This window comes from Pseudoduganella aquatica (genome assembly GCF_020865585.1).
GTDB classification, from domain to species: Bacteria; Pseudomonadota; Gammaproteobacteria; order Burkholderiales; family Burkholderiaceae_D; genus Rugamonas; species Rugamonas aquatica_A.
The window spans coordinates 1,735,979-1,760,203 of the sequence record NZ_CP086370.1 but is presented as its reverse complement, the minus strand read 5'-3'; the positions used below and the strand labels follow the sequence as shown (position 1 = coordinate 1,760,203).

General features: G+C 66.4%; 19 protein-coding genes and 1 pseudogene. 6 read left to right on the top strand and 14 right to left on the bottom strand.

Features of this window, described 5'->3' with window-relative positions; all coding sequences use genetic code 11:
* Positions 1-38 precede the first annotated feature (38 nt).
* Both KT882_RS07760 and KT882_RS07755 read left to right on the top strand, forming a co-directional pair.
* On the top strand, positions 39-1,001 hold the full coding sequence (locus KT882_RS07760; protein ID WP_228895182.1) for a hypothetical protein: 963 nt from the start codon (positions 39-41) through the stop codon (positions 999-1,001).
* A 75-nt stretch (positions 1,002-1,076) separates the two neighbouring features.
* Positions 1,077-1,400: a tetratricopeptide repeat protein gene (locus tag KT882_RS07755; protein ID WP_228895179.1), complete on the top strand. Its 324-nt coding sequence runs from the start codon at positions 1,077-1,079 to the stop codon at positions 1,398-1,400.
* Here KT882_RS07755 and KT882_RS07750 read toward each other — a convergent pair.
* The 3 genes from KT882_RS07750 to KT882_RS07740 are packed head-to-tail and all read right to left on the bottom strand — an operon-like array spanning position 1,397 to position 6,137.
* Entirely contained in the window at positions 1,397-2,596 is a 1,200-nt protein-coding gene (locus KT882_RS07750) for a hybrid sensor histidine kinase/response regulator (RefSeq protein ID WP_161072517.1), read from the bottom strand. The two genes, KT882_RS07755 and KT882_RS07750, sit on opposite strands and share 4 nt — an antisense overlap.
* Before the next feature lies 1 nt (position 2,597).
* Positions 2,598-5,102 (bottom strand): ATP-binding protein, encoded by a 2,505-nt coding sequence (locus KT882_RS07745; protein ID WP_228895177.1) that lies wholly within the window; start codon positions 5,100-5,102, stop codon positions 2,598-2,600.
* A 24-nt stretch (positions 5,103-5,126) separates the two neighbouring features.
* Complete coding sequence (locus KT882_RS07740; protein ID WP_161072518.1) at positions 5,127-6,137, bottom strand: ABC transporter substrate-binding protein; 1,011 nt, start codon at positions 6,135-6,137, stop codon at positions 5,127-5,129.
* Between the two features lie 210 nt (positions 6,138-6,347).
* Here KT882_RS07740 and KT882_RS07735 point away from each other — a divergent pair, with 210 nt between their 5' ends.
* Positions 6,348-8,762, top strand: coding sequence for a S9 family peptidase (locus KT882_RS07735; protein ID WP_228895175.1), 2,415 nt, complete (start codon positions 6,348-6,350; stop codon positions 8,760-8,762).
* A gap of 36 nt (positions 8,763-8,798) precedes the next feature.
* Here KT882_RS07735 and KT882_RS07730 read toward each other — a convergent pair whose 3' ends face one another.
* Positions 8,799-9,776 (bottom strand): DUF4351 domain-containing protein, encoded by a 978-nt coding sequence (locus KT882_RS07730; RefSeq protein ID WP_228895173.1) that lies wholly within the window; start codon positions 9,774-9,776, stop codon positions 8,799-8,801.
* 150 nt (positions 9,777-9,926) lie between these two features.
* Between KT882_RS07730 and KT882_RS07725 the strand changes: the two are divergent.
* Positions 9,927-10,226: pseudogene (locus tag KT882_RS07725) on the top strand (NIPSNAP family protein); the annotation flags it as partial.
* Positions 10,227-10,236: 10 nt separating this feature from the next.
* Here the strand turns inward: KT882_RS07725 and KT882_RS07720 are convergent.
* From KT882_RS07720 to KT882_RS07705, 4 genes are all read right to left on the bottom strand, one after another.
* Complete coding sequence (locus KT882_RS07720; protein ID WP_228895171.1) at positions 10,237-10,683, bottom strand: thioesterase family protein; 447 nt, start codon at positions 10,681-10,683, stop codon at positions 10,237-10,239.
* A gap of 10 nt (positions 10,684-10,693) precedes the next feature.
* Positions 10,694-12,340 (bottom strand): DUF4214 domain-containing protein, encoded by a 1,647-nt coding sequence (locus KT882_RS07715; protein WP_228895169.1) that lies wholly within the window; start codon positions 12,338-12,340, stop codon positions 10,694-10,696.
* 83 nt (positions 12,341-12,423) lie between these two features.
* Positions 12,424-13,650: a M20/M25/M40 family metallo-hydrolase gene (locus tag KT882_RS07710; RefSeq protein WP_161072524.1), complete on the bottom strand. Its 1,227-nt coding sequence runs from the start codon at positions 13,648-13,650 to the stop codon at positions 12,424-12,426.
* A gap of 23 nt (positions 13,651-13,673) precedes the next feature.
* Positions 13,674-14,903, bottom strand: a complete 1,230-nt coding sequence (locus KT882_RS07705) for a urate hydroxylase PuuD (protein WP_228895167.1) — start codon at positions 14,901-14,903, stop codon at positions 13,674-13,676.
* A 112-nt stretch (positions 14,904-15,015) separates the two neighbouring features.
* Between KT882_RS07705 and KT882_RS07700 the strand changes: the two genes are divergently transcribed.
* Complete coding sequence (locus KT882_RS07700; RefSeq protein ID WP_161072526.1) at positions 15,016-15,951, top strand: LysR substrate-binding domain-containing protein; 936 nt, start codon at positions 15,016-15,018, stop codon at positions 15,949-15,951.
* Between the two features lie 77 nt (positions 15,952-16,028).
* Positions 16,029-17,786, top strand: coding sequence for an allantoate amidohydrolase (locus KT882_RS07695; RefSeq protein ID WP_161072527.1), 1,758 nt, complete (start codon positions 16,029-16,031; stop codon positions 17,784-17,786).
* A gap of 19 nt (positions 17,787-17,805) precedes the next feature.
* Here the strand turns inward: KT882_RS07695 and KT882_RS07690 are convergent, their stop codons facing one another.
* The 6 genes from KT882_RS07690 to KT882_RS07665 are packed head-to-tail and all read right to left on the bottom strand — an operon-like array spanning position 17,806 to position 24,206.
* Positions 17,806-18,567 (bottom strand): ABC transporter ATP-binding protein, encoded by a 762-nt coding sequence (locus KT882_RS07690; protein ID WP_161072528.1) that lies wholly within the window; start codon positions 18,565-18,567, stop codon positions 17,806-17,808.
* A gap of 11 nt (positions 18,568-18,578) precedes the next feature.
* Positions 18,579-19,436 (bottom strand): ABC transporter ATP-binding protein, encoded by an 858-nt coding sequence (locus tag KT882_RS07685; RefSeq protein WP_407682035.1) that lies wholly within the window; start codon positions 19,434-19,436, stop codon positions 18,579-18,581.
* Positions 19,437-19,445: 9 nt separating this feature from the next.
* Positions 19,446-20,381 (bottom strand): ABC transporter permease, encoded by a 936-nt coding sequence (locus KT882_RS07680; RefSeq protein WP_228895165.1) that lies wholly within the window; start codon positions 20,379-20,381, stop codon positions 19,446-19,448.
* Positions 20,381-21,403 (bottom strand): ABC transporter permease, encoded by a 1,023-nt coding sequence (locus KT882_RS07675; RefSeq protein WP_161072529.1) that lies wholly within the window; start codon positions 21,401-21,403, stop codon positions 20,381-20,383. The genes KT882_RS07680 and KT882_RS07675 overlap by 1 nt, the downstream gene beginning before the upstream one ends.
* Before the next feature lie 31 nt (positions 21,404-21,434).
* Positions 21,435-23,042, bottom strand: a complete 1,608-nt coding sequence (locus tag KT882_RS07670) for an ABC transporter substrate-binding protein (protein WP_228895164.1) — start codon at positions 23,040-23,042, stop codon at positions 21,435-21,437.
* Positions 23,043-23,051: 9 nt separating this feature from the next.
* A complete protein-coding gene (locus KT882_RS07665) occupies positions 23,052-24,206 on the bottom strand; it encodes a mandelate racemase family protein (protein ID WP_161072531.1) in 1,155 nt (384 codons plus the stop codon).
* Positions 24,207-24,225: the final 19 nt, after the last annotated feature.

The window sequence follows — 24,225 nt, the reverse complement described above, 5'->3', positions numbered from 1 at the left end:
ATTACAATGTTGGCAATATTAGTCCTGGATTGCCGACCATGACACGCTACGCGCTCTGCCTCGCCCCGCTCCTGCTGCTGCACGGCGCCGCCAACGCCGCCGCCACCTTCCAGGTGCATGCGGACACCATCACCACGCCCAGCCCCAACAGCCAGAACGTACCGCCGCCCAGCAGCAGCGACATGCAGGTGGTGCTGGGCGACAGTTACCTGAGCGTGCAGACCGCGCAACAAATCCAGATCTACGACTTCGCCAAGCGCCGCCGCATCGAGATCGACCGCGCCGCCAAGACCTATACCGACTATTCGCTGTACGACACGGTGGGCTTCCGCGAAATGGAGCTGCGCAACCGCGCCGTCATTTCCAAGGCGCTCGCTTCCGTGAAGGAGAACATGACGCCGGTGACGCCGGTGGACGAGCAGCACACGCTGTCGATCACGCTAACCGAGGCTCCCGCTTCCGCATCTGCGCCTGCGGCGCCTGAAACGCAACCTGCGCTGGAGCGCAACGAAGCCGGCGGCGCCGCGCGCTACAGCATCGCCGGCGCCGAACTGTTGCGCGCATCGCTCAAGGGCACGTCCATCAGCGCGGCCGACGCCGCGCGCTTCGCGCAATTCCTGCGCTACCAGTTCGGCGGCCACCCGCTGGTGCTGCGCGAGCTGCAGCAGCGCGCCAGCATACCGGCCACGCTGGATTTGCATTACAGGAGCTACACCGGCGGCGCCGAACAAAAGCTGGCCATCAGCGCCGTGGCAGCCGCCCCCGCGCTGGCCGCTGGCTATGACCTGAACGCCTACAGCAAGCGCGCCGCCATCCAGCCCGCGCTGGACCAGTTGCTCGACCAGGCCACCGCAGGCGCCTTCGGCATGCAGGCCAGGCTGAACAAGCTGGCCGCCGAACGCCAGCAGGCCTTCACCGACAAGCGCGGCGTGGAGGCGATGCTGATCACCAGCGAGCAGACCTTCGTGAGCGGAAAATATCCCGGCCCCGCCACGCCGTAGCAGATCGCCATCATCCGCAACGATCCCGACCAGGCCCGCCTGGCGGCCGCCATCCAGGCCCGCAACAAGGCCGACTTGCCGGCCGCCATCGCCACGCTGCGCGAACTGCGCGCGAAGACCAGCCGTCCCTACCTGCTCAAGGTGTTCGAGGCCAACCACCATGTGGCACTGGGCGACCTGAAGACGGCCACCGCGCTGTTCATCGAAGCGCTGCAAGCCAATCCCTACATGGCCAGCGCGTACAAGGACCTGGGCGACACGCTGCTGCGCAGCTTCGACATGGCGCACGGCTGGCGTTGCTGGGACATAGGCCGCCAGCTGGCGCCAGCCTTCCCTAACTTCCGCGCCGTGGACCAGTACGAAGCCACGCTGGCCAAAAACCATCCCGAGTATTTCTAGTCCAGGCAGCCGGGCAGCGCCAGCCAGAAGGTGCTGCCCAGGCCGGGCGTGCTGACCACGCCCAGTTCTCCGCCCATCTTTTCAACCAGGTGGCGCGTCATCACCAGCCCCAGCCCCGTGCCTTCCTGCGTGCCGCCTTCCTGCCCCAGCCGGTTGAAAGGCTGGAACATGGCCGCCAGCTGCGCTTCGCTAAGCCCGGCGCCGGTGTCCTGCACCGAGACGCGCAGCCGCTCTGTGTCTATCTCGGTGCAGTGCACGGTGACGCTGCCGTGGTCGCGGTTGTATTTGATGGCGTTGGAGAGCAGATTGATCAGCACCTGCTTGAGGCGCACGCGGTCGGCGGTGACGCTGGCCTGCTCCGGCACCGCCATGCGCATCTCCACGCCGCGCAGGCGCGCCAGCGGGTCCACCAGGGTGCGGCACTCCTGCAGCACGTGCGCCAGCGGCACCTGTTCGGGCTCCAGCGTGAGCGCGCCCGACTCCACTTTTGCCAGGTCCAGGATATCGTTGATAAGCCGCAGCAGGTGGCGCGAGGCTTGCAGGATATTCCCGGCAAACTGCTTCTTCTGCGCTGCTGTCGAGGGCAACTGCTCGGACGAGAGGATTTGCGAGAAGCCCAGGATGGCGTTGAGCGGCGTGCGCAGCTCGTGGCTCATATTCGACAGAAAAGCCGACTTGGCCTCGTTGGCGCGATCCGCCTGCAGGCGCGCCGCCTGCAGCTCCTCGTTGATGCGCACCAGTTGCACCGCGTGCTCACGCAGGCGCAGCTCCAGGCTGGCGTTCATGATGCGCAGCTTGCGCGTTTCCAGCGCGCGCGCCAGCACCGGCAAAATGGCCGACACGCGGAAGGGCTTGAGCACATAATCCAGCGCGCCCACCTGCATGGCTTGCACCGCCGAGCCTATGCTGCCCTCGCCGGTCATGATGACGCAGGCCAGGTCGGCGTCGATGGCGCGCGCCGCCTGCACCACCGCAATGCCGTCCAGGCCGGGCATCATCAGGTCCGCCAGCAGCAGCTGGAAGCGCTGGCCGCCGCTCTCCGCCGCCTGCATCAGCCGCAGCGCCGCTTCGCCCGAGCTGCAGCCCACGGTTTCATAGCCGTACTGGCTCAGCGTGTCGCACAGGGCGCGCATTTGCGCCAGCTCGTCGTCCGCGATCAGGATACGGATGGCCTCCTCCACCAGCAGTTGCTCCATCTCAGGCCTCCTCGCCGCAGCAGGCCGCCAGCGCTTCGCGCAGCTCGCTCAGCTTGGGCGGCTTGCCCAGCACGCGGTCCACGTGCACCGGCAAATCTCCCTCGGCCACAATGCGCTGGCCCCAGCCGGTCAGCAGTATCACCGGCGTGGCGGGCGACATGTCCTTGATCGCCTCCGCCACCTTGCGTCCGTCCACGTAAGGCATGCCCAGGTCCGTGATCACCAGCGCATATGGCTCGCCGCGCGCTTGCGCCGCGCGGAAGGAATCGATGCCGTTCTGGCCGCCGTCGGCCGCCGTCACCGCATGGCCGTCGCGCTCGAGGATGTCGCGCAGCGACTTGAGCACCAGCGGGTCGTCGTCCACCGCCAGGATGCGCACGCTGTGCCGCAGCGCCGCGGCCTGCCGTGGCGGCGCAGCCGTGACCGCCGCGGCAGGCAAGGGGAAGGCCAGCCGCATCAGCGTGCCCTGCCCCGGCGCGGTGACAATGTCGATCTGCGCACCATGCCGCTCCACCATGCCGTACACCATGGCCAGCCCCAGGCCGGTGCCGCGCTCGCCCTTGGTGGTGAAGAAGGGTTCCAGGCAGCGCCGCCGCGTGTCCTCGTCCATGCCTACGCCGCCGTCGCCCACTTCGATGCAGACGCGGCGCGCGCCGTCCACCCGCGTGCGCAGGGTCAGCTGCCCGCCATCCGGCATGGCGTCCACCGCGTTGAACACCAGGTTGGTCAGCGCCTCGCGGATCTCGCCCTCCACGCCCATGATGGATGGCAGTCCCGGCGCGGCCTCCAGCGCCAACCGGATGGTGATGCCGCGCTGCTGCGGCATATCGTTCCAGCGCGCGCGCGTCAGATCCGCCACCTGCTGCAGCAGCGCGCCGGCGTCCAGCGGCGCCAGGCTGGCCTGCGGCTCGCGCAGGCGGTAGAACTCGCGCATGCGCGCCACCGTGGCCGCCACGTCGTCGATGGCGCGCTTGATCACCTGCAGGCTGGAACGCGCGCGCTCGCTCAGCCCGGCCTCGGTTTCCAGCAGCGACTCGGTGTACAGCACCACCGGCGAAATGGCGTTGTTGATGTCGTGCGCGATGCCGCTGGCCATCTGGCCCAGCGCGCGCAGGCGCTCCTGCTGCAGCGAGGCTTGCTGCGTCTGGCGCATTTCGTCATAAGCCGCTTGCAGCGCGGCGTACAACTCGCTCTGCTTGGAGGCCAGGGCCACGTGCTCGCTGAGCTGGCGCAGGAATTCGCATTCGCCGCTGGAAAAGCTGTGCGGCGCACGGCGCGCCGCCACCAGCACGCCGAACACGTGGCTTTCCACCAGCAGCGGCGCCAGCACCAGCGCGCGCAGGCCGCCGCCGGCCAGGCGCTGCGGGAATGGAAAGTCAACCTCGGCGATGTCGCTCTCGTACACCAGCGCGCCGCGCACGCAGCGCGACAGGCCGTTTTCATCGATGTCGATATAGCCGCGCTCCGCCACCGGCATGGCCATGGCCAGCGCCGCCCCTTGCAGGCCGACGCAGCTCACCAGCAGCCGCCCGCTGCCGTGGTCCACCAGGCAGATGCAGCCGAAATCGATCGGCAGCTGGTCCTCCAGCGAACGCACCACCACCTGGAAAATGCTGCGCAAGTCCTGCCGCTCGCCGATGGAGCGGGTGATCTGGTGCAGCAAGTTGAGGCGCTGCAGCTGCGCCGTGGTGCGCGCCTCGGCCTGCTGGCGCACGCCCATTTCGGCCTGCAGGGCGCCGTTCAGACCGGCCAGTTCGTCGCGCGACACGGTGGTTTGCTGCAGCCGTTCGGTCATGCCGTCGAAGGCGCGCGCCAGATCGCCGATCTCGTCGCGCGTGCTCACGTCCAGCCGGAAGTCCAGCGCGCCGGCGCCCACCCGCGCCGTGCCCTCGCGCAGCCGGTCCAGCGGGCGCGCCACGCTGCGGTAGCCCAGCCAGGTGGTGCCGGCCACCGCCAGCAGCGCCAGCGCGCCGAACACCGCCACCGTCACGCTGGCGCGGCGCTGCGCGTCCAGCAGCTCCTGCCGGCTCAGCTCGGACAGGCGCAGCACGTCCGAGATCATGGTCTGCATCTTGTTGCCGATCTGCCCGGCCAGGCGCGACTCGAATTCGTCCGCCACCGCGCGCTGCGGTGTGCCCAGCGGCGGCTTGTCGGGCTGCGCGGCCAGGGTGCCGAACAGGCGCTCCAGGCTGGAATGGGTGTGCTCCAGGCCGGCCAGCAGCGCGGCCTCTTCGCGGGTGTCGAAGGCGCCGGCCTGCGCCATCAGCCTGGCCAGCGAGCCGCTGCGCAGCTGCCACTGCGCCTCCGAACGCTCCTCGTGGCGCAGCACGAATTCCAGCGTGAGGTAGCGCAGCGCCGTCACCGCGTTGAGCATCTCGTCGGCGGTTTCGTTCTTGTCGAGTTCCTGCTGCACGCGCTGCGAGGCGCCCAGCAGCACGGCGACGATCAAGGCCACGATGGCCGCCGAGAACCAGCCCATCAGCTGAAAACGCGTCGCCAGTTTCACGGTGTCTCCCTCACAGTATCCCCTTCAGTGGATGACCGTCACGGCCGCGGGCGCCACCGCCTTCAGCGGCTGGTAGTCCAGCGCGCCGAGGAAGTTGGGCACCTTGCCGGCGGGCGCCAGCCGGTTCGCCATCGCCCAGCGGCTCTGGTCCTCCAGCCCCACCAGCAGCGCCTGGTCCAGGCCGACGGCGAAGCGGTAGGTGGGCCACAGCTCGCGCCATTTGTCGCTGCCGCTTTGCAGCACCGCGCCGGTCATGGCCTGCGCCGCCTGCGGCTGCTCGGCACAGTAGCGGTTGCCGTCGATAAGGGCGCGCAGCAGCTTCCTGATGGTGTCCTGGTGATCGCGCACATAGCCGTGCGCGCCGACGATGTTGTAGGGGATCTCGTACAGGTCGTCGGTGTCGAACATGACGCCGTTGCGGCCCAGCTGCTTGAGCAGCGCATCCAGATAGGGCTCCCAGCCGGACACCGCATCGACATCCCCGCGCAGCAGCGCACCGGCGAACTCCTCCGGCTTGAGGTGGACCATGGCCACATCGGCCGCCGCCAGGTGCTGGCGGTTGAGGAAGGCGTTCAGCACGAAATGGCTGGAGGTGCCCGGCGTGACGCCGACGCGCTTGCCCTTCAGGCTGGCAGGCAGGGTCACGCCGTGGTCCTTGCGGCCGACGATGCCGTGGTCGCGCTCGGCGCGGAAATAGGTCGCCACCACCGTCACCGGCACCTGCTCCAGCACCGCGAACATAATGGGAATGTCGGCCACCGTGGCCAGGTGGGCGCGGCCCTGCAAGGCTGCCTGCAGCGCCGCCTTGCCGCTGGTGTGCGGCTGGATCTGCGCGGCGATGCCCTGGCGCGCGAAATAGCCCTGCTGCTGCGCCGCCAGCACGGGACACATGGCCACATAACTGGTGTTGGTGGCCAGTATCAGCGGCTCCAGCGGACCGGCGGCGCCAGCGCTGTGCCACCACCAGGCAGCCGCCCCCAGTCCCGCCAGCAAAGCCAGAGCCGCCGCTGCGCGCCGCGCCGTCTGTTTGGTCATGGTGTATCTCCGTGGAAACGAAGCTAACCGGTCCAGCTTACACAATCGCTGCCACGATGTAACAATTCAAGGATTGCCCTTTAGCTAAGGGATCGCCCGGCTAGCATGGCGCTAGCCGCCTGTGGCCGCTACTGATACATGCTTATACAAATCAGGCCCGGCACATACGCTAGAATGCCCGCTCAACCTTGCCCTTTCCCATAAGAAACGATGCGAACTTTTGCTCTCTCCGCGCTGGGCGCGGCCCTGTGCGCTGCGCTGGCGATCCCTGCCGCAGCCCAGACCCAGACTCCTACCCCTATCACGCTGGACCAGGCCATGTCCCATCCGGACTGGCTGGGCACGCCGGTGGAAACCGCCTGGTGGAGCTGGGACGGCAAGCAGGTCTACTACAAACAGAAGCGCGCCGGCTCGCCGCTGCGCGACACCTTCGAGGCTGCCGCCCGCGCCGGCCTGGCGCCGCGCAAGGTGGCCGACAGCGAACTCGCCAAGCTCGACAGCGCCAGCGTGCACTACAGCCGCGACCATAGCCGCGCCCTGCTGCTGCGCAACGGCGACCTGTTCGAGCGCGACCTGAAATCCGGCGCGCTGACGCAGATCAGCAAGGGCGCCACGCCGGCGCCGCAGGCGGCGCGCTACTCGGCCGACGGCCGCAGCGTGCAGTTCCGCGTCGGCCACGACTGGTTCAGCTGGAACCGCGCCGAGCGCCTGCTGTCGCCGGTGGCGCTGCCGCGCACCGCGAAAGACCCGGCCGCCGCGCCCGACGGCACGCCGCTGGAAGCGTCCATGCGCGACATGCAGCTGCGCCTGATCGCCACGCTGAAGCGCCAGAAGGACGACAAGGATGCGCTGCGCGAACGCGGCGACGCCGAGCGCGCGGCCGACGCCACGCGCGGCCCGCAGCCGATCTACCTGGGCGACAAAGTGGTGATCGACGCCAGCTCGCTGTCGCCGGACGGCCGCTACCTGGTGCTCGCCACCTCGCTCAAGGGCGACAAGGGCCGCATCGGCAAAATGCCGCGCTACGTGACCGAGTCCGGCTACGAGGAAACGGACGACGAGCGCACCCGCGTGGGCCGCGACATGCCCAAAACGCAGACCCTGAAACTGGTGGACCTGCAAACCCGCGCCGTGCAGGACATCAAGCTCGACGCCCTGCCCGGCATCGCCACCGACCCGCTGGCGGCCATGCGCGAAGCGCAGAAGCTGCCAGCGCTGAAGGGCAACCGCCCGGTGCGCCTGGACGACGAAAGCGACGGCGGCATCTCCTGGACCGACAACGGCGCCAAGGTGGCCGTGATGCTGCGCGCGGTCGACAATAAAGACCGCTGGATCGCCGCCATCGACCTGCCTGCCGCCGCGCTGAAGCCGCTGCACCGCGTCAGCGACACGGCCTGGGTGAACGGCAGCTACAACGAATTCGGCTGGCTGCCGGACAACGCCACGCTGTGGTTCCTGTCCGAGGAAAGCGGCTACTCCCACCTGTACACCCTGGGCGCGGATGGCAAGCAGCGCGCACTCACGCAAGGCAACTGGGAAGCGACGCGCGTGACCTGGTCCGCCAACGCCAGCACCGCCTTCGTGCTGTGCAACCGCAAGACGCCGGGCGAATACGAAGTGTGCGCCGTCAACGCCAAGGACGCGTCGGTGCGCGAAGTGACCGCGCTGGAAGGCGGCGTGGAGCAGTACGCCGTGTCGCCGGACGAGCGCAAGCTGCTGGTGCACTACTCGTCGGCCTATGTGCCGGCGCAGATCGCCACCGTGGCCGTTGCGGCCAGCGGCGCCGGCGCCGCCGTCAAGCTGACCGACACCCGCACGCCGGACTACAAGGCGCGCAACTGGGTGCAGCCGCAGCTGGTGGCGGTGCCGTCCACGCACGGCGCGGGTCCGATCTGGTCCAAGCTGTACCGCCCGGCCACGCTGGAAGCGGGCAAGAAGTACCCCATCGTGATGTTCGTGCACGGCGCGGGCTATCTGCAAAACACCACCAAGCGCTTCCCGGTCTACTTCCGCGAGCAGATGTTCCACAACCTGCTGGTTGAAAAAGGCTACATCGTGCTGGACATGGACTACCGCGCCTCGAAAGGCTACGGCCGCGACTGGCGCACGGCGATCTACCGCCAGATGGGCCATCCGGAACTGGACGACTATGTGGACGGCCTGAACTGGATGGTGGCGCAGCACCAGGGCGACCCCGCCAATGTCGGCGTCTACGGCGGCAGCTACGGCGGCTTCATGACCTTTATGGCGCTGCTGCGCGAGCCGGGCAAATTCAAGTCCGGCGCGGCGCTGCGCCCGGTCACCGACTGGACCACCTACAACCACGAGTACACCGCCAACATCCTGAACACGCCGGAGCTGGACCCCGAAGCGTACAAGAAATCGTCGCCGATCGAATACGCCGAGAAGCTGCAAGGCAATCTGCTGATCGCGCACGGCATGGTGGACGACAATGTGTTCTACCAGGATTCGGTGCGCATGGCGCAGCGTTTCATCGAGCTGAAGAAGGACAACTGGGAATTGGCCAGCTACCCGCTCGAGCGCCACGCCTACCTGCAGCCGGAAAGCTGGTACGACCAGTACCGCCGCATCTACCAGCTGTTTGAACGCACGCTGAAGAAATAAGAACCAAGGCCGGGACGATGCTCCCGGCCTTTTAATTTATTCAAACACTTGCTTGAGCGACTGCGCCTCCATCAGCGCATCGCTCCAGGCCGTCAACTGCTCAGCGCTGGCCTTGGCCAGCTTCTTCCGCGCAGTTTGCGGCAGCGGCCCGAACCGCTGTGTAAGCAGTCGCTCCAACAACGCGGCTGCACCTTCCTTGCGGCCTTGCAGAATGCCTTTCTCCAGGCCTTTCTCGAGGCCTTTCTGCCAGCCTTTGTCCATGAATGACTGCTCCAACGGCGTGATCCATTCCATTTTGCGCTCCTTTTCCATCTGGAGAACAGCCTGCCAGTAACGGTCCTGATGCGTCGCGGGCAAGGCCATCATCCAGTTGATCACATTGAACAACACAATTATGCGCCGTTTGCTCCAGCCATGCCGGTACAGTAGCTTGGTCAACTGCCACTTTGCAACGTAGAGCTGGTCCGCATCGTGACGGGCTTGCTGCGTGCGCAAGTGCGCCAGCGTAATCCAGGCAAAAGGGTTGTGGGAGGCCAGCAATGCATCGGTCCTGTCGGCATAATCCAGCAGCTTGGCGGTGGCAAAAGATATGCCCATTACAGTACCCAGTATCTGATTATGGAAGGCGTGCGGTTGCCAGCCCGGATCATCGTCCGCCAGCAACACCAGGCTGGCCACCGGCCGCGCATATTCCTTGAAGATGCGGTAGTTATAGTCGAGTACGCGCCGCGCCAGCGATGCATCGCGCTGCGCTTGAACCTCAACGGGGATCAGCACCCATTGCACGCTGCCGTCACGCAGGCATACCTCCACCAGCTTGTCGGCCACCATGCCGTCCGGAGCGTCGCCAAAACCGATACTCGCAAGTTCCTTGTCGCGCAAGCGCGGCCGTTTTGACCAGTCGATCTGAATGCAGAGTTCGGCGAAGAAGAAGGCCATGAAAGCCCGGAAGGCATGCGTCAGCGCCCTCTTCCAGGGCAAATCGAAACGCGCGGGCGGAGCGATATTGGGCATGCCCCCAGTCTACGGTCGCGCCCTGCCTGAGCATATTGACGAAAGACAAAACCCAGGCACATTCCGCGCGGGCCACGGCGTAAGGCGCTGCGATGCGCGGCGCGGCGAATTGATATACATTGCTGGTTCCCGGATTTTCAAGGACACCCAATGATCACCTGCCACCTGCGCTACATCATCGATGCGGACAAGCTGCCGGAATTTGAACACTACGCCCGCTTGTGGATACCGCTGGTCGAGAAACTGGGCGGCATCCACCACGGCTACCTGATGCCCAGCGAAGGCGCCAGCGACGTCGCGCTGGCCTCGTTCTCGTTCGAGTCACTGGCCGCCTACGAACAGTACCGCATCGCGGCCGCCAGCGACGAGGAATGTATCGCGGCAGTCGACTACTACAAGCAGACCAAGTGCTTCCTCAGCTACGAGCGCTCGTTCTTCCGTCCGGTGTTTCGCTCAGCTCTCAGCGCGCCACGCTGCTGGGCAGATCCGCGAAATCTTCGGTTTTTTCCAGGATCTGCCAGGTCGCCAGCAGGGCCGGCGGCGGCACGATCAGCTTGCGCGCCACCAGGTCCAGCCAGCCGCCGGCGCTGGTGATGCGCGCGGCCAGCTTGCCGTCGCCGCGATAGATGTCGCTGCGCAGCAGCCAGCGGCTGCCGTCCTCGGACATGCCCGCCAGGCCCAGCGTCACCGTGATCGGCTCCAGCAGCATCACTTCCTTGAAGTAGGCGATATCGTCCTTCATCACCACCGGGCCGATGTTCTGGCGCTTGAATTCGCCCATGCTGAAGCCGTTCTCCGACAGGAACAGCATGCGCACGTCGCCCGCCTTGTCCAGAAAGGCCGTGTTGCGCATATGGCTGTTGAAATCCATATCGCCCCAGCCAGCCATCATCTTCTTTTCAAACATGGCCATCCCCCTATGCTCCATAGCTTGTGTAGACAAAGCCGTTGCCCACCAGCGCAACGGCGGCACTCATATTTTCGGCGCTTTCGCTGAAGGACGTCAGCACGTCCGCCCGCGATGCACCGTGTTCCAGGACGGTGTTCCAATAACTGACACCGCCGGCGTCGCCTTCGCGGTGCAGCACGTTGCGGTACAGGCCGTCGACGAACGCCGCATTGCCGGGGTTGGCGCCGTAATGCTGCTGGAACTCCGCACTGCCGATAAAGCCCTGCGCCACGTCGCCCAGCTTGGTGCCGTGTTCCAGCACCGAGATCCAGTAGCCCAGGCCCGCCTTGTCCGGCGCACGGTCCAACGCTGCCCGGTACAGGCGGAAAGCGCGGCCGACGTCGCCGTCCATGCTGAGCGCGACCACATCGCTGCTGCCGGTGAAGAAAATCCGGTCGATATTGGACAGTGTATCGGCGCCGACGCCGGCTTTGGATATCAGGAACTTCCCCGGGCCGAAGGCACTGTAAATGCTGTAGTCGCCAACGCTCCCTTTATACACGATGGTATCGCGCTCGCCCTGGGTGCCGCTGTACGTGGTATTCGCAAGCCTGCCGCCTTGCACTGCGCCTTTGCTGGCCAGCGTGCTGACGTCCATGCCTGAAATGGTAGCGGCGCTGGCGGCATTGCCGGCCAGGTCAACGACGCTGCCGGCGCTCATCTTTAAGGTGTAACTCGCAGGGAAGAGCACGTGGCTGGGCTGCATCGTCACGGCCGAACCCGACACAGTGACCCGGCCGGCTTGCTGCATGTCGAACGTCTCAAGCACGGTGCCCGAACTGTCGAGCAGGCTGATCACGCCGGTGCCAGCCCGGACCGGCTCATCGAAAGTCAATATGAGAGGGCCATCAACTGCGCCTGCGCCATTGCTGACCCGGGGTGCAATGGTATCGGTCATGGTCATCGACAGGCTGTAGTTCAGTTTCTCGCCTTGCGGCAAAGTGGCGAAACTGCCGGTCTCGATACGAATGTAGTTGTAGCCATCGCTGCTGGAGCCGAGAAATGTCAGGGTGCCGTTGTCCGGGTTCCAGTTGCCGCTTGTTTGGCCATCCTTGTCGACCACGGCCAGCGCGGGCCGCGCGCCGGCCGCCAGGAGCTGCTGCTCCGCCGTAACATTCAACTTGATCTTGTAGGTCACGCCCTGCTGCGCAGCGAACTTGAAGTAGTCCCGGTCATACAGATAGTCCAGCCTTCCGCTGGCCTGTCCCGCCGCATTGAATGCAAGCGCCGAAGCCCTGCTGTTGGCGATGTCATCCGCCACAGGTGTTACGCTGAGCGTGTAGTCGCCCACCTGGCTGCCTTTCACTTGCACGTAGTAGCGCCCGGTCTGGTACGGTGCCACCGGCTCGCCCAGCGGCGCGCTCTTGTAGAAATCAAGCTCAGTGCTATAGATCGCCATCCCGGTGTAGCCCGTGCTCGGGAACACTGTCAGGTCCAGGCGCTGCCCTGCCGGACTGCCGGGACCCGGCACCAGCGCAAAGTTGTAGCCCACGCTGCTGTCCAGGTCCATCTGGAACCAATCGCGGTCGCCGGCCGTATCAATCCGCCCGGCAACGCTGCCATACAGGGCCAGGCGGCCGGTGGTAGATGCGTCGCTGCTGTAGTCGTCTGCCATGCCTGTCTTCACCGTTTCACTGTTGCAAAAAAGTAATTATAACGGATGTGTTACTTTGTGGCAACAATAACAACGACAGCAACTTAGGCCAGGAAGTCGGCCAGCGTCAGTGCGACGATTTTAGTCGCTTTGCGCAGATCGTCCAGCGCCAGGCGCTCGTCGGCTTTCTTGGCGTTGGATTCGGGCACGGTGCGCGGGCCGGCGCCGTACAGCACCGCCGGGATGCCCTGCTCGCCGTACAGGCGCGCGTCGGCGTACAGCGGCGTGCCGACGGCGGGAATGTCTTCACCCAGGATGGCCCTGGCGTTCTTCTGGATGTTGGCCACGATCTGCTCTGTACCCGGCTGCGGGCGCAGCGCGTGCGACAGCAGCAGGCGCTTGATCTCGATGCGGATGCCGGGCTCGCCGCGCACCGCGTCCTCGATCAGCGCGCGCACCTGCGCTTCCACCGCCACCGGATCTTCTTCCGGAATCATGCGGCGGTCCATCTTCATCACCACTTTGCCGGGCACCACGTTGGTGTTGGTGCCGCCGTCGATGCGGCCCACCAGCATGGTCGGGCTGTCGATGCCGGGCACTTTGGACTTCACCTTCTTCAACTCCGCCACCTGGGTGTAGAGCGCATTCAGGATCTTGGTGGCCGCTTGCAGCGCGTCGTGGCCGGTCTCCGGCATGGCGCCGTGGCCGGACTTGCCGTGCACGGTGATCTCGAACTGCAAGCAGGCGTTGTGGGCGGTGACGATGCTGTAGCTGAAGCCCGCCGCGATGACAAAATCAGGCTTGGTGAGCTTTTGCTCCAACAGCCAGCCCGGTCCCAGCAGGCCGCCGAATTCCTCGTCGTAGGTGAAGTGCAGTTCCAGCTGTCCCTTGAGCGGCACGCCCAGCGCTTCCAGCGCGCGCGCGGCGAAGATGTAGGTGGCGAAGTCGCACTTGGAGACGGCGGCGGCGCGGCCATAGATGTAGCCGTTGTCGACCACGCCGCCGTAGGGCGGATAGGTCCAGCCTTCGCCGGGCGGCACCACGTCGCCGTGCGCGTTCAGCGCCACGGTGGGGCCGCCGTCCGCATAGGGACGGCGCACGATCAGGTTGGTGATGCTCTCCATGCCGTAGTCATGCACCTGCTGCGCGGGCACGGCGTGCTTCTCGGCCTGCCAGCCGTAGGCCTGCACCGCTTCGGCGACCATGTCCGCGTGCGGCGCGTTGTTGCCGGGCGGTGTGTCGGTGGGCACGCGCAGCACCTGCTGCAGGAAGGCGACTTCTTCGTCGAAGTGGGCGTCGATCCACTGGATCAGTTGTTCTTGCTTGCTCATGTTCTTCCTCTTGGACGTGGGGCTTACTTCGCGCCGGACTCGAACCAGGCAGCCACTTGGGCGCGTTCGTCGTCGGTCATATTGGTCAGGTTAGCCAGCGGCATGGCTTTCAACTGCACCGCCTGCTTGTAGATCTTCTCGGCATTCTGGCGCACTTCCGCCTCGTTCTCCAGCATGATGCCGGCCGGCGCGGCGGCAAAGCCGGGCTGCGTGGGCGCCACCGCGTGGCAGGATACGCAGCGCTGCGCCAGGATGGCCTGCACTTTGCCGAACTGCGAAACCGCAAGCGGCGCGGCGGCGGCCGAAGCCGCGCGGGCAGCCGGCGGCGGCGGTGCAATCGCCACCGCCACGGCGATCAGGATCGCCACGCCGATGGCCGGATAGCGCCACTCGACGCGGCCCTTGTGGCGCAGGTTGAAGAAGTGGCGGATAAACACGCCCGCCGCCATGATGGCCGCCAGCACCAGCCAGGCGTGGTCGTGGCGGTAGGTCATGGCGTAGTGGTTGCTGATCATGATGAACAGCACCGGCAAGGTGAAGTAGTTGTTATGCACGCTGCGCTGCTTGGCGCGCTGGCCATGCACCGGGTCCGGCAGGCCGCCCGCCGCCATGGCCGCCACCATCTTGCGCTGGCCGGGGATAATCAGCATCAGCACATTGGCCACCATGATGGTGCCTATCATCGCGCCCACGTGGATGTAGGCCGCGCGGCCGCTGAGGAAATGCGTCAGCACCCAGGCCGCCGCCACCAGCAGCGCAAACACCACCACGCCGAACCAGAAGTCATGCTTGCCCAGCGGGGAGCGGCACAGCAGGTCGTACACGGTCCAGCCCACCACCAGCGAAGCGATGCCCAGGCCCACGGCCTGCAGGCTGCTCAGGTCCGCCACGGATTTGTCCACCATCATGGCCTGGGCGTTGAAATAGTAGGCGATGGTCAGCAGCGCGAAGCCCGACAGCCAGGTGGTGTAAGCTTCCCATTTGAACCAGTGCAGCTCCTTGGGCAGCTCGGCCGGCGCCACCAGGTACTTCTGCGGGTTGTAGAATCCGCCGCCGTGCACGGCCCACAACTCGCCCGACACGCCCTTCTTCGCCAGCTCGGAGCCGGGCGCCGGCGGACGGATGGAGTTGTCCAGCCAGACGAAATAAAACGAGGCGCCTATCCAGGCGATACCGGTAATGATGTGCAGCCAGCGCACGATCAGGTTCAGCCACTCGAGGCCGTAAGGGATCAGATAGGCAAAAACTTCCATGGATTCCTCAAGAATAAAGTAGCGGCAATTTACAGAAGATAAACGGTTTTCGTCCCTGCATCATGAAATATATCGTATATTTCTCATATCCGATCTGATATAAAGCCAGCCTATGTCCAGCCTGCCCAAAAATCTCGATCTGCACCTGATCCGCATCCTCTACCTGCTGCTGGTGGAGAAGAATGTGTCGCGCGTTGCGCTCAAGCTGAATCAGCCGCAGCCATCGATCTCCGCCTCCCTGCGCAAGCTGCGCGAACTGACCGGCGACCCGCTGCTGGTGCGCGGCGCGCGCGGCATGGTGCCCACCCAGCACGGCGAGAGCCTGCTCAAGCCCGCCAAGCGCATCCTCGATGAAACGGAAAACCTGTTCATCAAGAAGACGCCCTTCGTGCCGCAGGAGGAAGCGCGCACCTTCCACATCGCCGCGCCGGACTATCTGGACACGCAGTTCCTGCCCAATGTGGTGTCGCTGCTGCGGCGCGGCTCGCCGCTCAGCCGCATCGTCATCCACGGCCTGGGGCCGGGCGTGGACTATGTGCGCCTGCTGTCGGACGGAGACCTGGACCTGGTGATCGCCAACTGGGACGAGCCGCCCGAGCACCTGCACATGTCCAAGCTGTTCGAAGACCCCATCATCTGCGCCATGCACGCGGCCGCGCCCTACGCCAAGCGCACCGCCAGCGACGCCATGACGGCCGAGGACTACCTGTCGCTGCCGCACGTGGCGCCGTCGCAGCTGCTGCCCGGCTACCACGGCGTGATCGACTCCTTCCTCGAGCGCCAGAACATGCGCCGCAACGTGGTGGTGGAATCGGCCTACTTCGGCCTCATTCCCTACATGCTGACGCAGACCGACCTGGTGCTGACCACCGGCCGCCAGTTCATCCGCTTCCATGAAAAGACGCTGCCGCTGAAAACCTACACGGTGCCGATCAAGTTCCCGCCGATGCGCTTCTACCAGCTGTGGCACGAGCGCGTGCACGGCGCGCCCGAGCACAAATGGCTGCGCGACCAGGTCAGCGAGGCGGCGAAAGGGCTGCTGAAGTGATAAGGGTCATAGGCTCCGGCATATAGCCCGCCTGTCCCGGCAGTTATATGATCGAAGCTCCAAGGATGGATATCACGATGACTACACTCTCCGAACTCAATAGCTGCGACGTTTCCACTTTCGCCGAGCGCCTGCACGGCATCTACGAGCACTCGCCCTGGATACCCCAGCGCGCAGCGGCGGGCCGTCCCTACGCCAGCGTGGCGGCGCTCAAGCAGGCCTTGCAGGCGGAAGTGGCCAGGGCAAGCAACGACGAACAACTGGGCTTGATCCGCGCCCACCCGGAATTGGCAGGCAAGGCCGCCATCGCCGGCGAGCTGACGGCAGAATCGACCAATGAACAGGCGCGTTCCGGCCTGAACCTGTGCAGCGCCGAGGAATTCGCCACGCTGCACAAGCTGAATGCGGACTACAACGCCAAGTTCGGCTTCCCCTTCATCCTGGCCGTGAAAGGCCCCACCGGCAACGGCCTGACGCGCCAGCAGATCATCGCCACCTTCACGCGCCGCTCGCGCAACCAGGTGGCGGACGAACAGCAGGAGTGCCTGCGCCAGATCCACCGCATCGCCGAAATGCGCATCAACGACCTGCTGGGCGTGAAGATGGACTTCGGCCCCGCCATCATGCAATGGTCGGAAGACCTGGCGCAGTGGAGCGACGACGAGCACGGCCTGACCTGCGCCTACATGACGGACGCGCACCGCAAATCCGCCGCCCAGCTGGCGGCGTGGATGCGCGAAGCGGGCATGGAAGTGGAGATCGACAACGTGGGCAACGTGGTGGGCCGCTACCTGAGCGGCGCAGCCGGCGCCAAGACGCTGATGACGGGATCGCATTACGACACCGTGCGCAACGGCGGCAAGTACGACGGCCGCCTCGGCATCCTGCTGCCGCTCGCCATCGTCAAGAGCCTGCACGCGAAGGGTGAAAAGCTGCCGTTCGACTTTGAGATTGTCGGCTTTGCCGAAGAAGAAGGCGTGCGTTTCCGCTCCACTTTCCTGGGCAGTAACGCCATCACCGGCCGCTTCGACATGGGCCTGCTGGAGCAGCTGGACGCGGACGGCGTGAGCATGCGCACGGCGCTGGAGGCTGCGGGCCACAACGTGCAGGCCATTCCCGCCATCGCGCGCGACCCGGCAAAACTGCTGGCCTTCGTGGAAGTGCATATCGAACAAGGGCCGGTGCTGCTGCAGCGCGGCCTGCCGCTGGGCGTGGTCACCGCCATCGCGGGCAGTTCGCGCTACCTGGTGGAACTGCACGGCCTGGCCAGCCATGCCGGCACCACGCCCATGACCATGCGCAAGGACGCTGCTGCTGCTGCGGCCGAAATCGTGCTGCTGGTCGAGCAGCGCTGCGGCACGGCCGAGGCCCTGGTGGGCACCGTTGGGCAGCTGCAGGTGCCGAATGGTTCGGTCAACGTGATCCCGGGCGCGTGCAAGCTGTCGCTCGACATCCGCGCGGCGGACGACGCGGTGCGCAAGGCGGCGGTGCAGGACGTCCTCGACGGCATCGCGGCGATCTGCGAGCGGCGCCAGGTTGAATTCAAGCTGGAGAAAGTGGTGGAAGCCAGCGCAGCCCCCTGCGCGCCATGGCTGATGGACCAGCTGGGCGCAGCGGTCGAGCGCACCGGCCTGCCGCGTTTCGACCTGCTGTCCGGTGCCGGTCACGACGCCATGGCCATGGCCGCCATCACCGACGTGGCCATGCTGTTCACGCGCTGCGGCAACGGCGGCATCAGCCACAACCCGCTGGAAACCATGACCGCCGACGACGCCGAAATCGCCGCCCAGGCGCTGCTGGACTTCCTGCGCAGCTTTGAGCCCAAGGCACGTTGAGACTGGCCCTGCCCAGACCTCACACGGCCGCCATCTCCCGGCTGTAGCTCCGCGTTGCATCGACCAGGCTGCGCGTGTAGGGGTGGGTGGCGCCGCCGTTGCTGAGCGAGGCGCTGTCAAGCGTGTCGACGATGCGGCCTTGCTGCATCACCGCCACGCGGTCGCACAGGTGCACCACCACGCCCAGGTCGTGCGTCACCAGGATGTAGGTCAGGCCGTCGCGCGCGCGCAGCTCGGCCAGCAGGTTCAGGATCTCGGCCTGCACCGACACGTCCAGCGCGGACGTGGGCTCGTCCAGCAGCAGGATGCGCGGCTCCAGTATCAGCGCGCGCGCGATCGCCACGCGCTGCCGCTGGCCGCCCGACATCTGGTGCGGGTAGCGGTAGCGGAAGGACTCATTCAGGCCCACCTTCAGCAGCATCTGCCGCACCCGCTCGCCGATGTTGTCCATCTTGTGGATCTTCAGCGGCTCGGACAGCGCCGTGTCCACAGTGTGGCGCGGATGCAGCGAGCCGTAAGGATCCTGGAACACCATCTGCATCAGCCGGCAGCGTTCGCGGTCTATCTTGCGGCCCAGCGGCTGGCCGGCGATAGCCATCTCCCCTTCCCAGTGCGAGTACAGCCCGGCCAGGCAGCGCAGCACCGTGCTCTTGCCGGAGCCCGATTCACCCACCAGCCCGAATACCTCGCCCTCCTTCACCGAGAAGCCCACTTCGTTCAATACCTTGTTGCGCTGGCCGCCGCTGCCGAAGGACAGCGCCAGTTCATTTACCGTGATCATGAATCGAACTCCTAATTGGTGAGCCAGGCGGGATCGCGCTGCAGCACCGGCAACACCGGGCGCCGCACGTCTATGCTGGGCAGCGCGGCCAGCAGGCCGCGGGTGTAAGGATGCTGGGCGTGGTCCAGGTCCGCCGCCGCGATGGACTCCACCACGCGGCCCGCATACATCACCAGCACGCGGTCGCAGAAGTGGCGCACCAGGTTCAGGTCGTGGCTGATGAAGACCAGGCCCAGGTCGCGCTGGCCCACCAGGTCGTCCAGCACGGACAGCACTTGCGCGCGCACAGACACGTCCAGCGCCGATGTGGGCTCGTCGGCGATCACAACTTCCGGATTCGGGATCAGCATCATCGCAATCATGATGCGCTGGCCCATGCCGCCGGAGATCTCGTGCGGATAGCGCTCGTACACGCGCTGAGGTTCGCGGATGCGCACCTGCTCCAGCATGGCGATGACCCGCTCGCGCACCTCGGCGCGCGGCAGGCGCCGGCCGCTCTCGTGCGCCACCAGGGCTTCTGCGATCTGGTCGCCCACCTTCATCACCGGGTTCAGCGAATACTTGGGGTCCTGCATGATCATGGACATGCGCTGGCCGCGTATGGCGCGCATCTGCTTTTCGCCGGCCTGCAGCAGGTCGGTATCGCCGAAGCGCAGCACGCGCGCGTCGATGCGGGCGCTAGCTGGGTGCAGCTTCAGCAGCGTGCGGCCCACGGTCGATTTGCCGGAGCCGGATTCGCCGACGATGGCCAGCTTCTCGCGCCCCAGCTTGAACGACACGCCGCGCACCGCGTCCACCAGTCCGTCGCGCGTGGCGAAGCGCACGCTCAGGTCTTCCACTTCCAGCTTGGTCTCTGTGTTTGTCATCATTGGTCCTTGTCAGCTGCGTGGATCGAACACGTCGCGCAGGCCGTCGCCCAGCAGGTTGAAGGCCAGGCTCACCACCATGATGGCGGCGCCGGGCATGGCCACCAGCCACCAGCACTCCATCATGTAGCGGCGTCCGGCCGAGATCATGGCGCCCCACTCGGCCGACGGCGGCTGCGCGCCCAGGCCGAGGAAGCCCAGGCCCGCAGCTGTGAGGATGATGCCGGCCATATTCATGGTCAGCCGCACCAGCACCGAGGACAGGCACAGCGGCGCAATGTGCCGCACCAGGATGCGCAGCGGCGAAGCGCCCTGCAGCTGCACGGCCGCCACGAAGTCGGCCTTGCGCAGGGTGCGCGTTTCGGCGCGCGCCAGGCGGGCGATGGGCGGCCAGGCGGTGAGCGCGATGGCGATCACCGCGTGCTCCAGGCCCGGCCCGAGCGCGGCCACGAAGGCCAGCGCCAGCACCAGGCTGGGGAAGGAAATGAAGATGTCGGTGATGCGCATGAACAGCGTATCCACCCAGCCGCCGAAGTAGCCGGAAGTGGCACCCACCGCCAGCCCCACCGGGCCGACCACGATGGTGACCAGGCCCACGATGTACAAGGTGGTGCGGGCGCCGTAGACCAGGCGGCTGAAGGTGTCGCGGCCGTATTCGTCGGTGCCGAACCAGTGCGCGGCGCCGGGCGCCTGCAAGGTAACGGCCAAGTCCTGGCGCAGCGGGTCGTGGGTGGCGATCCAGGGCGCGAAGCAGGCTACCGCGATCAGCAGCAGGATCACGATCAGGCCCGCGAGCGTCATGGGATTGAGCAGCAGGTGGCGCAGTGCGCGCCGCAGCGATTCGCGCAGCGCGGAGCCGGCGGTGGCGGGGCCGGCCGCGCGCGGCGATGGCGGCGTGGCGGGGGCGGCGTCCGGCTTCGGCGCGGCAGTCATGGTAGGTGTCAGCATCAGTGCATCCGTGGGTCGAAAACTTGGTACAAGGCGTCCGAGACGAGATTAAGCGTGACGAAGATGACGCCGACCAGCAGCACGCATCCCATCACCGAATTCATATCGCCCAGCAGCAGGCTGTTGGTCAGGTACTGGCCGAAGCCCGGCCAGGCGAACACGGTCTCGATCAGCACCGCGCCCTCCAGCAGGCCGCCGTAGGCCAGCGCGACGATGGTAAGCAGCTGAACCAGGATGTTGCGGAAGGCGTGGCGCCAGATCACAGCCGCCTCGGACAGCCCCTTCACGCGCGCCGTGAGGATGTACTCCTGCGACAGCTGCGCCAGCATGAAGCTGCGCGTCATGCGGCTGATGTAGGCCATCGAGTGCAGGCCCAGGATGCAGGCCGGCAGCAGGATATGCTTGACGCTGTTGGCGAAGGCGTCCCAGTTCCCGGCCAGCAGCGTGTCGATCAGCAGCAGGCCGGTGACGGAGGGGATGGCGCCGTCGTACATCAGCGCGATGCGCCCGGAGCCGCCGGCCCAGCCCAGCCAGGCGTAGAACACCAGCAGTCCCATCATGGCGAACCAGAACACCGGCGTGGAGTGGCCCGCCAGGCTGATGACGCGCACCACATGGTCCACCAGGCGGCCGCGCCGGCTGGCGGCCCAGACGCCCAGCGGCACGCCGGCCAGCACGCCGAGCACGATGGCCAGCGTGGCCAGTTCCACCGTGGCCGGGAACACCCGCGCTATGTCTGCGCTGACGGCGTTCCCGGTCAGCAGCGAGGTGCCGAGGTTACCGTGCGCCAGCTCGCCCAGGTAGCGGCCGAACTGCATCCACAGCGGCTGGTCCAGGCCCAGGCGCGCCGCAGCCTGCTGGTAGGTGGACGCGTCCGCGTCCGGCCCGACGATGGAGAGCACCGGATCGATCGGCATCACGCGGCCGATGAAGAAGGTCAGCACCAGCAAGCCGCACAACGTGGCCAGGGTGCTCAGCAAACGCGTTCGCATGGTGCCGGCGCGCGCCCAGAAAGCTTTCATGTCTTGTCTCCCTTGTTATTTTGGCGGGCGTCTAATCTTTGTAGACGTCCCGCAGGTGGGTGGTGGCGGACGGGTGTCCCACGTAGCCGTGCACCCGCTTGCTCAGCACCACGGTCTCCAGCATCTGCGAGATGGGCTGGATGGCGCCCACTTCGCTGTCGTACAGCTGCTGCACTTCTCGGTACATGGCGTTCTGCGTGTCGGGGTCGCGCTCGCGCACCGCCTGCTCGATCAGCCGGTTGATTTCCTGGCTGTGGAAGGAAGTGCGCCAGCCCTGGAAGTTGGTCAGCTTGGCGGCGTCGCGGTTGTCCGGGTTGTAGACCAGCGCGCGCAGGTTGGCGTGCGGATGCGGCTCCACGCCGCCGCCGCCCCGCCCCACCACGATTTCGAATTTGCGGTCGCGCATGGCGCCATACACCTGGTTGCCGGTGCCGGACTGGATGCTGGCTTCGATGCCGGCCTGCGCCAGCGTGCCTTGCAGCGCGGTGGCGATATTGATCATGGGCGGATCGGACAGCACCTTGATGGTGGTGCGGAAGCCGTTCGGGTAGCCCGCCTCGGCCAGCAGCTTTTTCGCCGCCGGCACGTCCAGCTTGTAGCCCGGATCGGGCAGCGTGGCCGCCAGGCCTATCATCACCGGGCGCTGATGCGCCACGCCGTAGTGCGGCATGATGGCCTTGTTGATGCCGTCGTAGTCGATCAGCTTGCGCAGCGCCAGGCGCACGCGCTTGTCGGCGAACTTGGCGTCCTTCATGCTCACCGCCACGTAGTAGGAGGTGCCGCGCAGCACCGGCTGCACCACCGCGCTGGCGTCGTGCCGCAGCGCTTCGATGTCGGGACCGGCCATGCCGGCCGCCAGGTCCACGTCGCCGCGCGAGATCATGAAGCGCAGCGACAGCGACTCCGGCACGTGCCGCATCACCATGCGGCGCAGCTTGGCCGGGCCGCGCCAATAGGCGTCGTAGCGGTCCAGCAGCATGGCGTCCTTGGCGCGCCACTCGGTCAGCGCGTAGGGGCCGGAACCGGCGGCGTGCGTCAGCAGCCAGGCCGCGCCCAGGTCGCCGTTCTTTTCGTGCGACAGCACCGTGTCGCGGTCCAGGATGGCGGCGCTGACCGAGGTGCCCAGCGTGTACAGCACCATCTTCGGGTCGGTCGGCTCGGGCAGCGTGATGCGCAGGGTGCGCGCGTCCACCGCCTGGATCAGGCGCTCGGCGTTGCCGGCGCTGAAGCCGTAGCTTTTCCACGGCGAGGCCATGGCCAGGTTCAGCTTGAGCACGCGCTGCAACGACCAGGCCGCGTCGGCGGCGGTGAGCGCGCGACCGCTCTGGAAGCGCGCGTCGCCGCGCAGCGTCAGGGTCAGGCTCATGCCGTCGGGTGCGATCTCCCAGCGCTCGGCCAGCGCGGGATGCACCTTGCTCAGGTCATGCGGGTCCAGCTCCACCAGGTAGTCGTACAGGTTGGCCACCACGCCCAGCACGTCGTTGCCAGTGGCGCCGGCAGGGTCCAGCGACAGCAGGTTGTTCATGTTCATGCCGATCACCAGCTGGTCGCGCGGGGTAGCGGCCAGCGCAGGTGCGCCCGGCAGCGCCAGCGCCACGGCCACGGCCAGCGCGCACGCACGTTTGATTGCACGTTTCATGGCCGGGCCTTAGTAGGATTCCACGGTGCTCGCCGCGATGTAGTCGAAGTCGATGTCTTCGCCCAGGCCAGGCTGCTGCGACAGGTGCACAAAGCCGTCGGCGTCCATCGCGTCCGGCAGGCTGCGCAGATAGGCCGGCGGCACGTCGTAGTCCAGGAAGGGATGCAGCAGGCCGCGCTCGTACCACTCGCAGTTCTTGATGGCGGCGGTGACGGCCAGGTTGGCCGCGCCGTTGCCGTGCACTTCGCAGTTCATGCCGAAGGCGTCCGCCAGCGCCGCCACCTTCATGGTCGGCGTGATGCCGCCCACGCCCGGCACGCCGGCGCGCAGGATGTCGCAGGCGCCGGCCTGCACCCAGTCGGCGCGGCTGTGGTGCTTGCCCGAGATCGACTCCGGCCCCACGATGGGGATGTCGAGCTGGTTGGCCAGCCAGGCATAGGACGCGATGCTTTGCTCGTTCATCATCTCCTCGAACCAAGCGAAGTTGAGCCGTTCCAGCGCGCGGCCTATGGTGAGCGCGTCGCCGCGGCTGTACCAATGATACCCGTCCAGCATCAGCGCCACGTCCGGACCGACCGCCTCGCGCACTGCGGCGCAGGCCTTGATGTCCATCGCCACGCTGGGCGCGAAGGAGACCGGCGGCATCCAGGTATGCAGCTTGATGGCCTTGTAGCCGCGCTCCACCAGCTTGACCGCGAAGGCCGCGTATTCGTCCGGCGTGGACAGGCCGCCTTTCAGCTCGTCGCCGCACATGGTGCTGCCGTAGGCCGGCACCTTGTCGCGGTAGGCGCCCAGCAGCTTGTACACCGGCGTGTTCAGCGCGCGGCCCGCCAGGTCCCACAGCGCCTGCTCGATCACGGCCAGCGCGCGGTCGGTGAGCTGGCCGGCGCTGCCGCGCTGCCAGTGCACCAGGTCCTGCCACAGGCGCTCGCGGTCGAATGGATCCTGCCCGATCAGCACCTTGCGGGCGAACGCCTCCAGGATGTGCGGACGCACCACTTCCGGCGGGCCGAAGGCGTAGCCCTTGCTGCCGTCGTCGGCGGTGATGGTGATCATAGCCATGTTGGCGCGCTTCTCCGGGCCGGGATGGGAATGTCCCGCGCTATCGACGCTGCGGCTGGTCAGATAGTGGAACACGGTTCCTTGTACTCGTTCGATTTTCATGTGCTGTCTCGCATTGGGT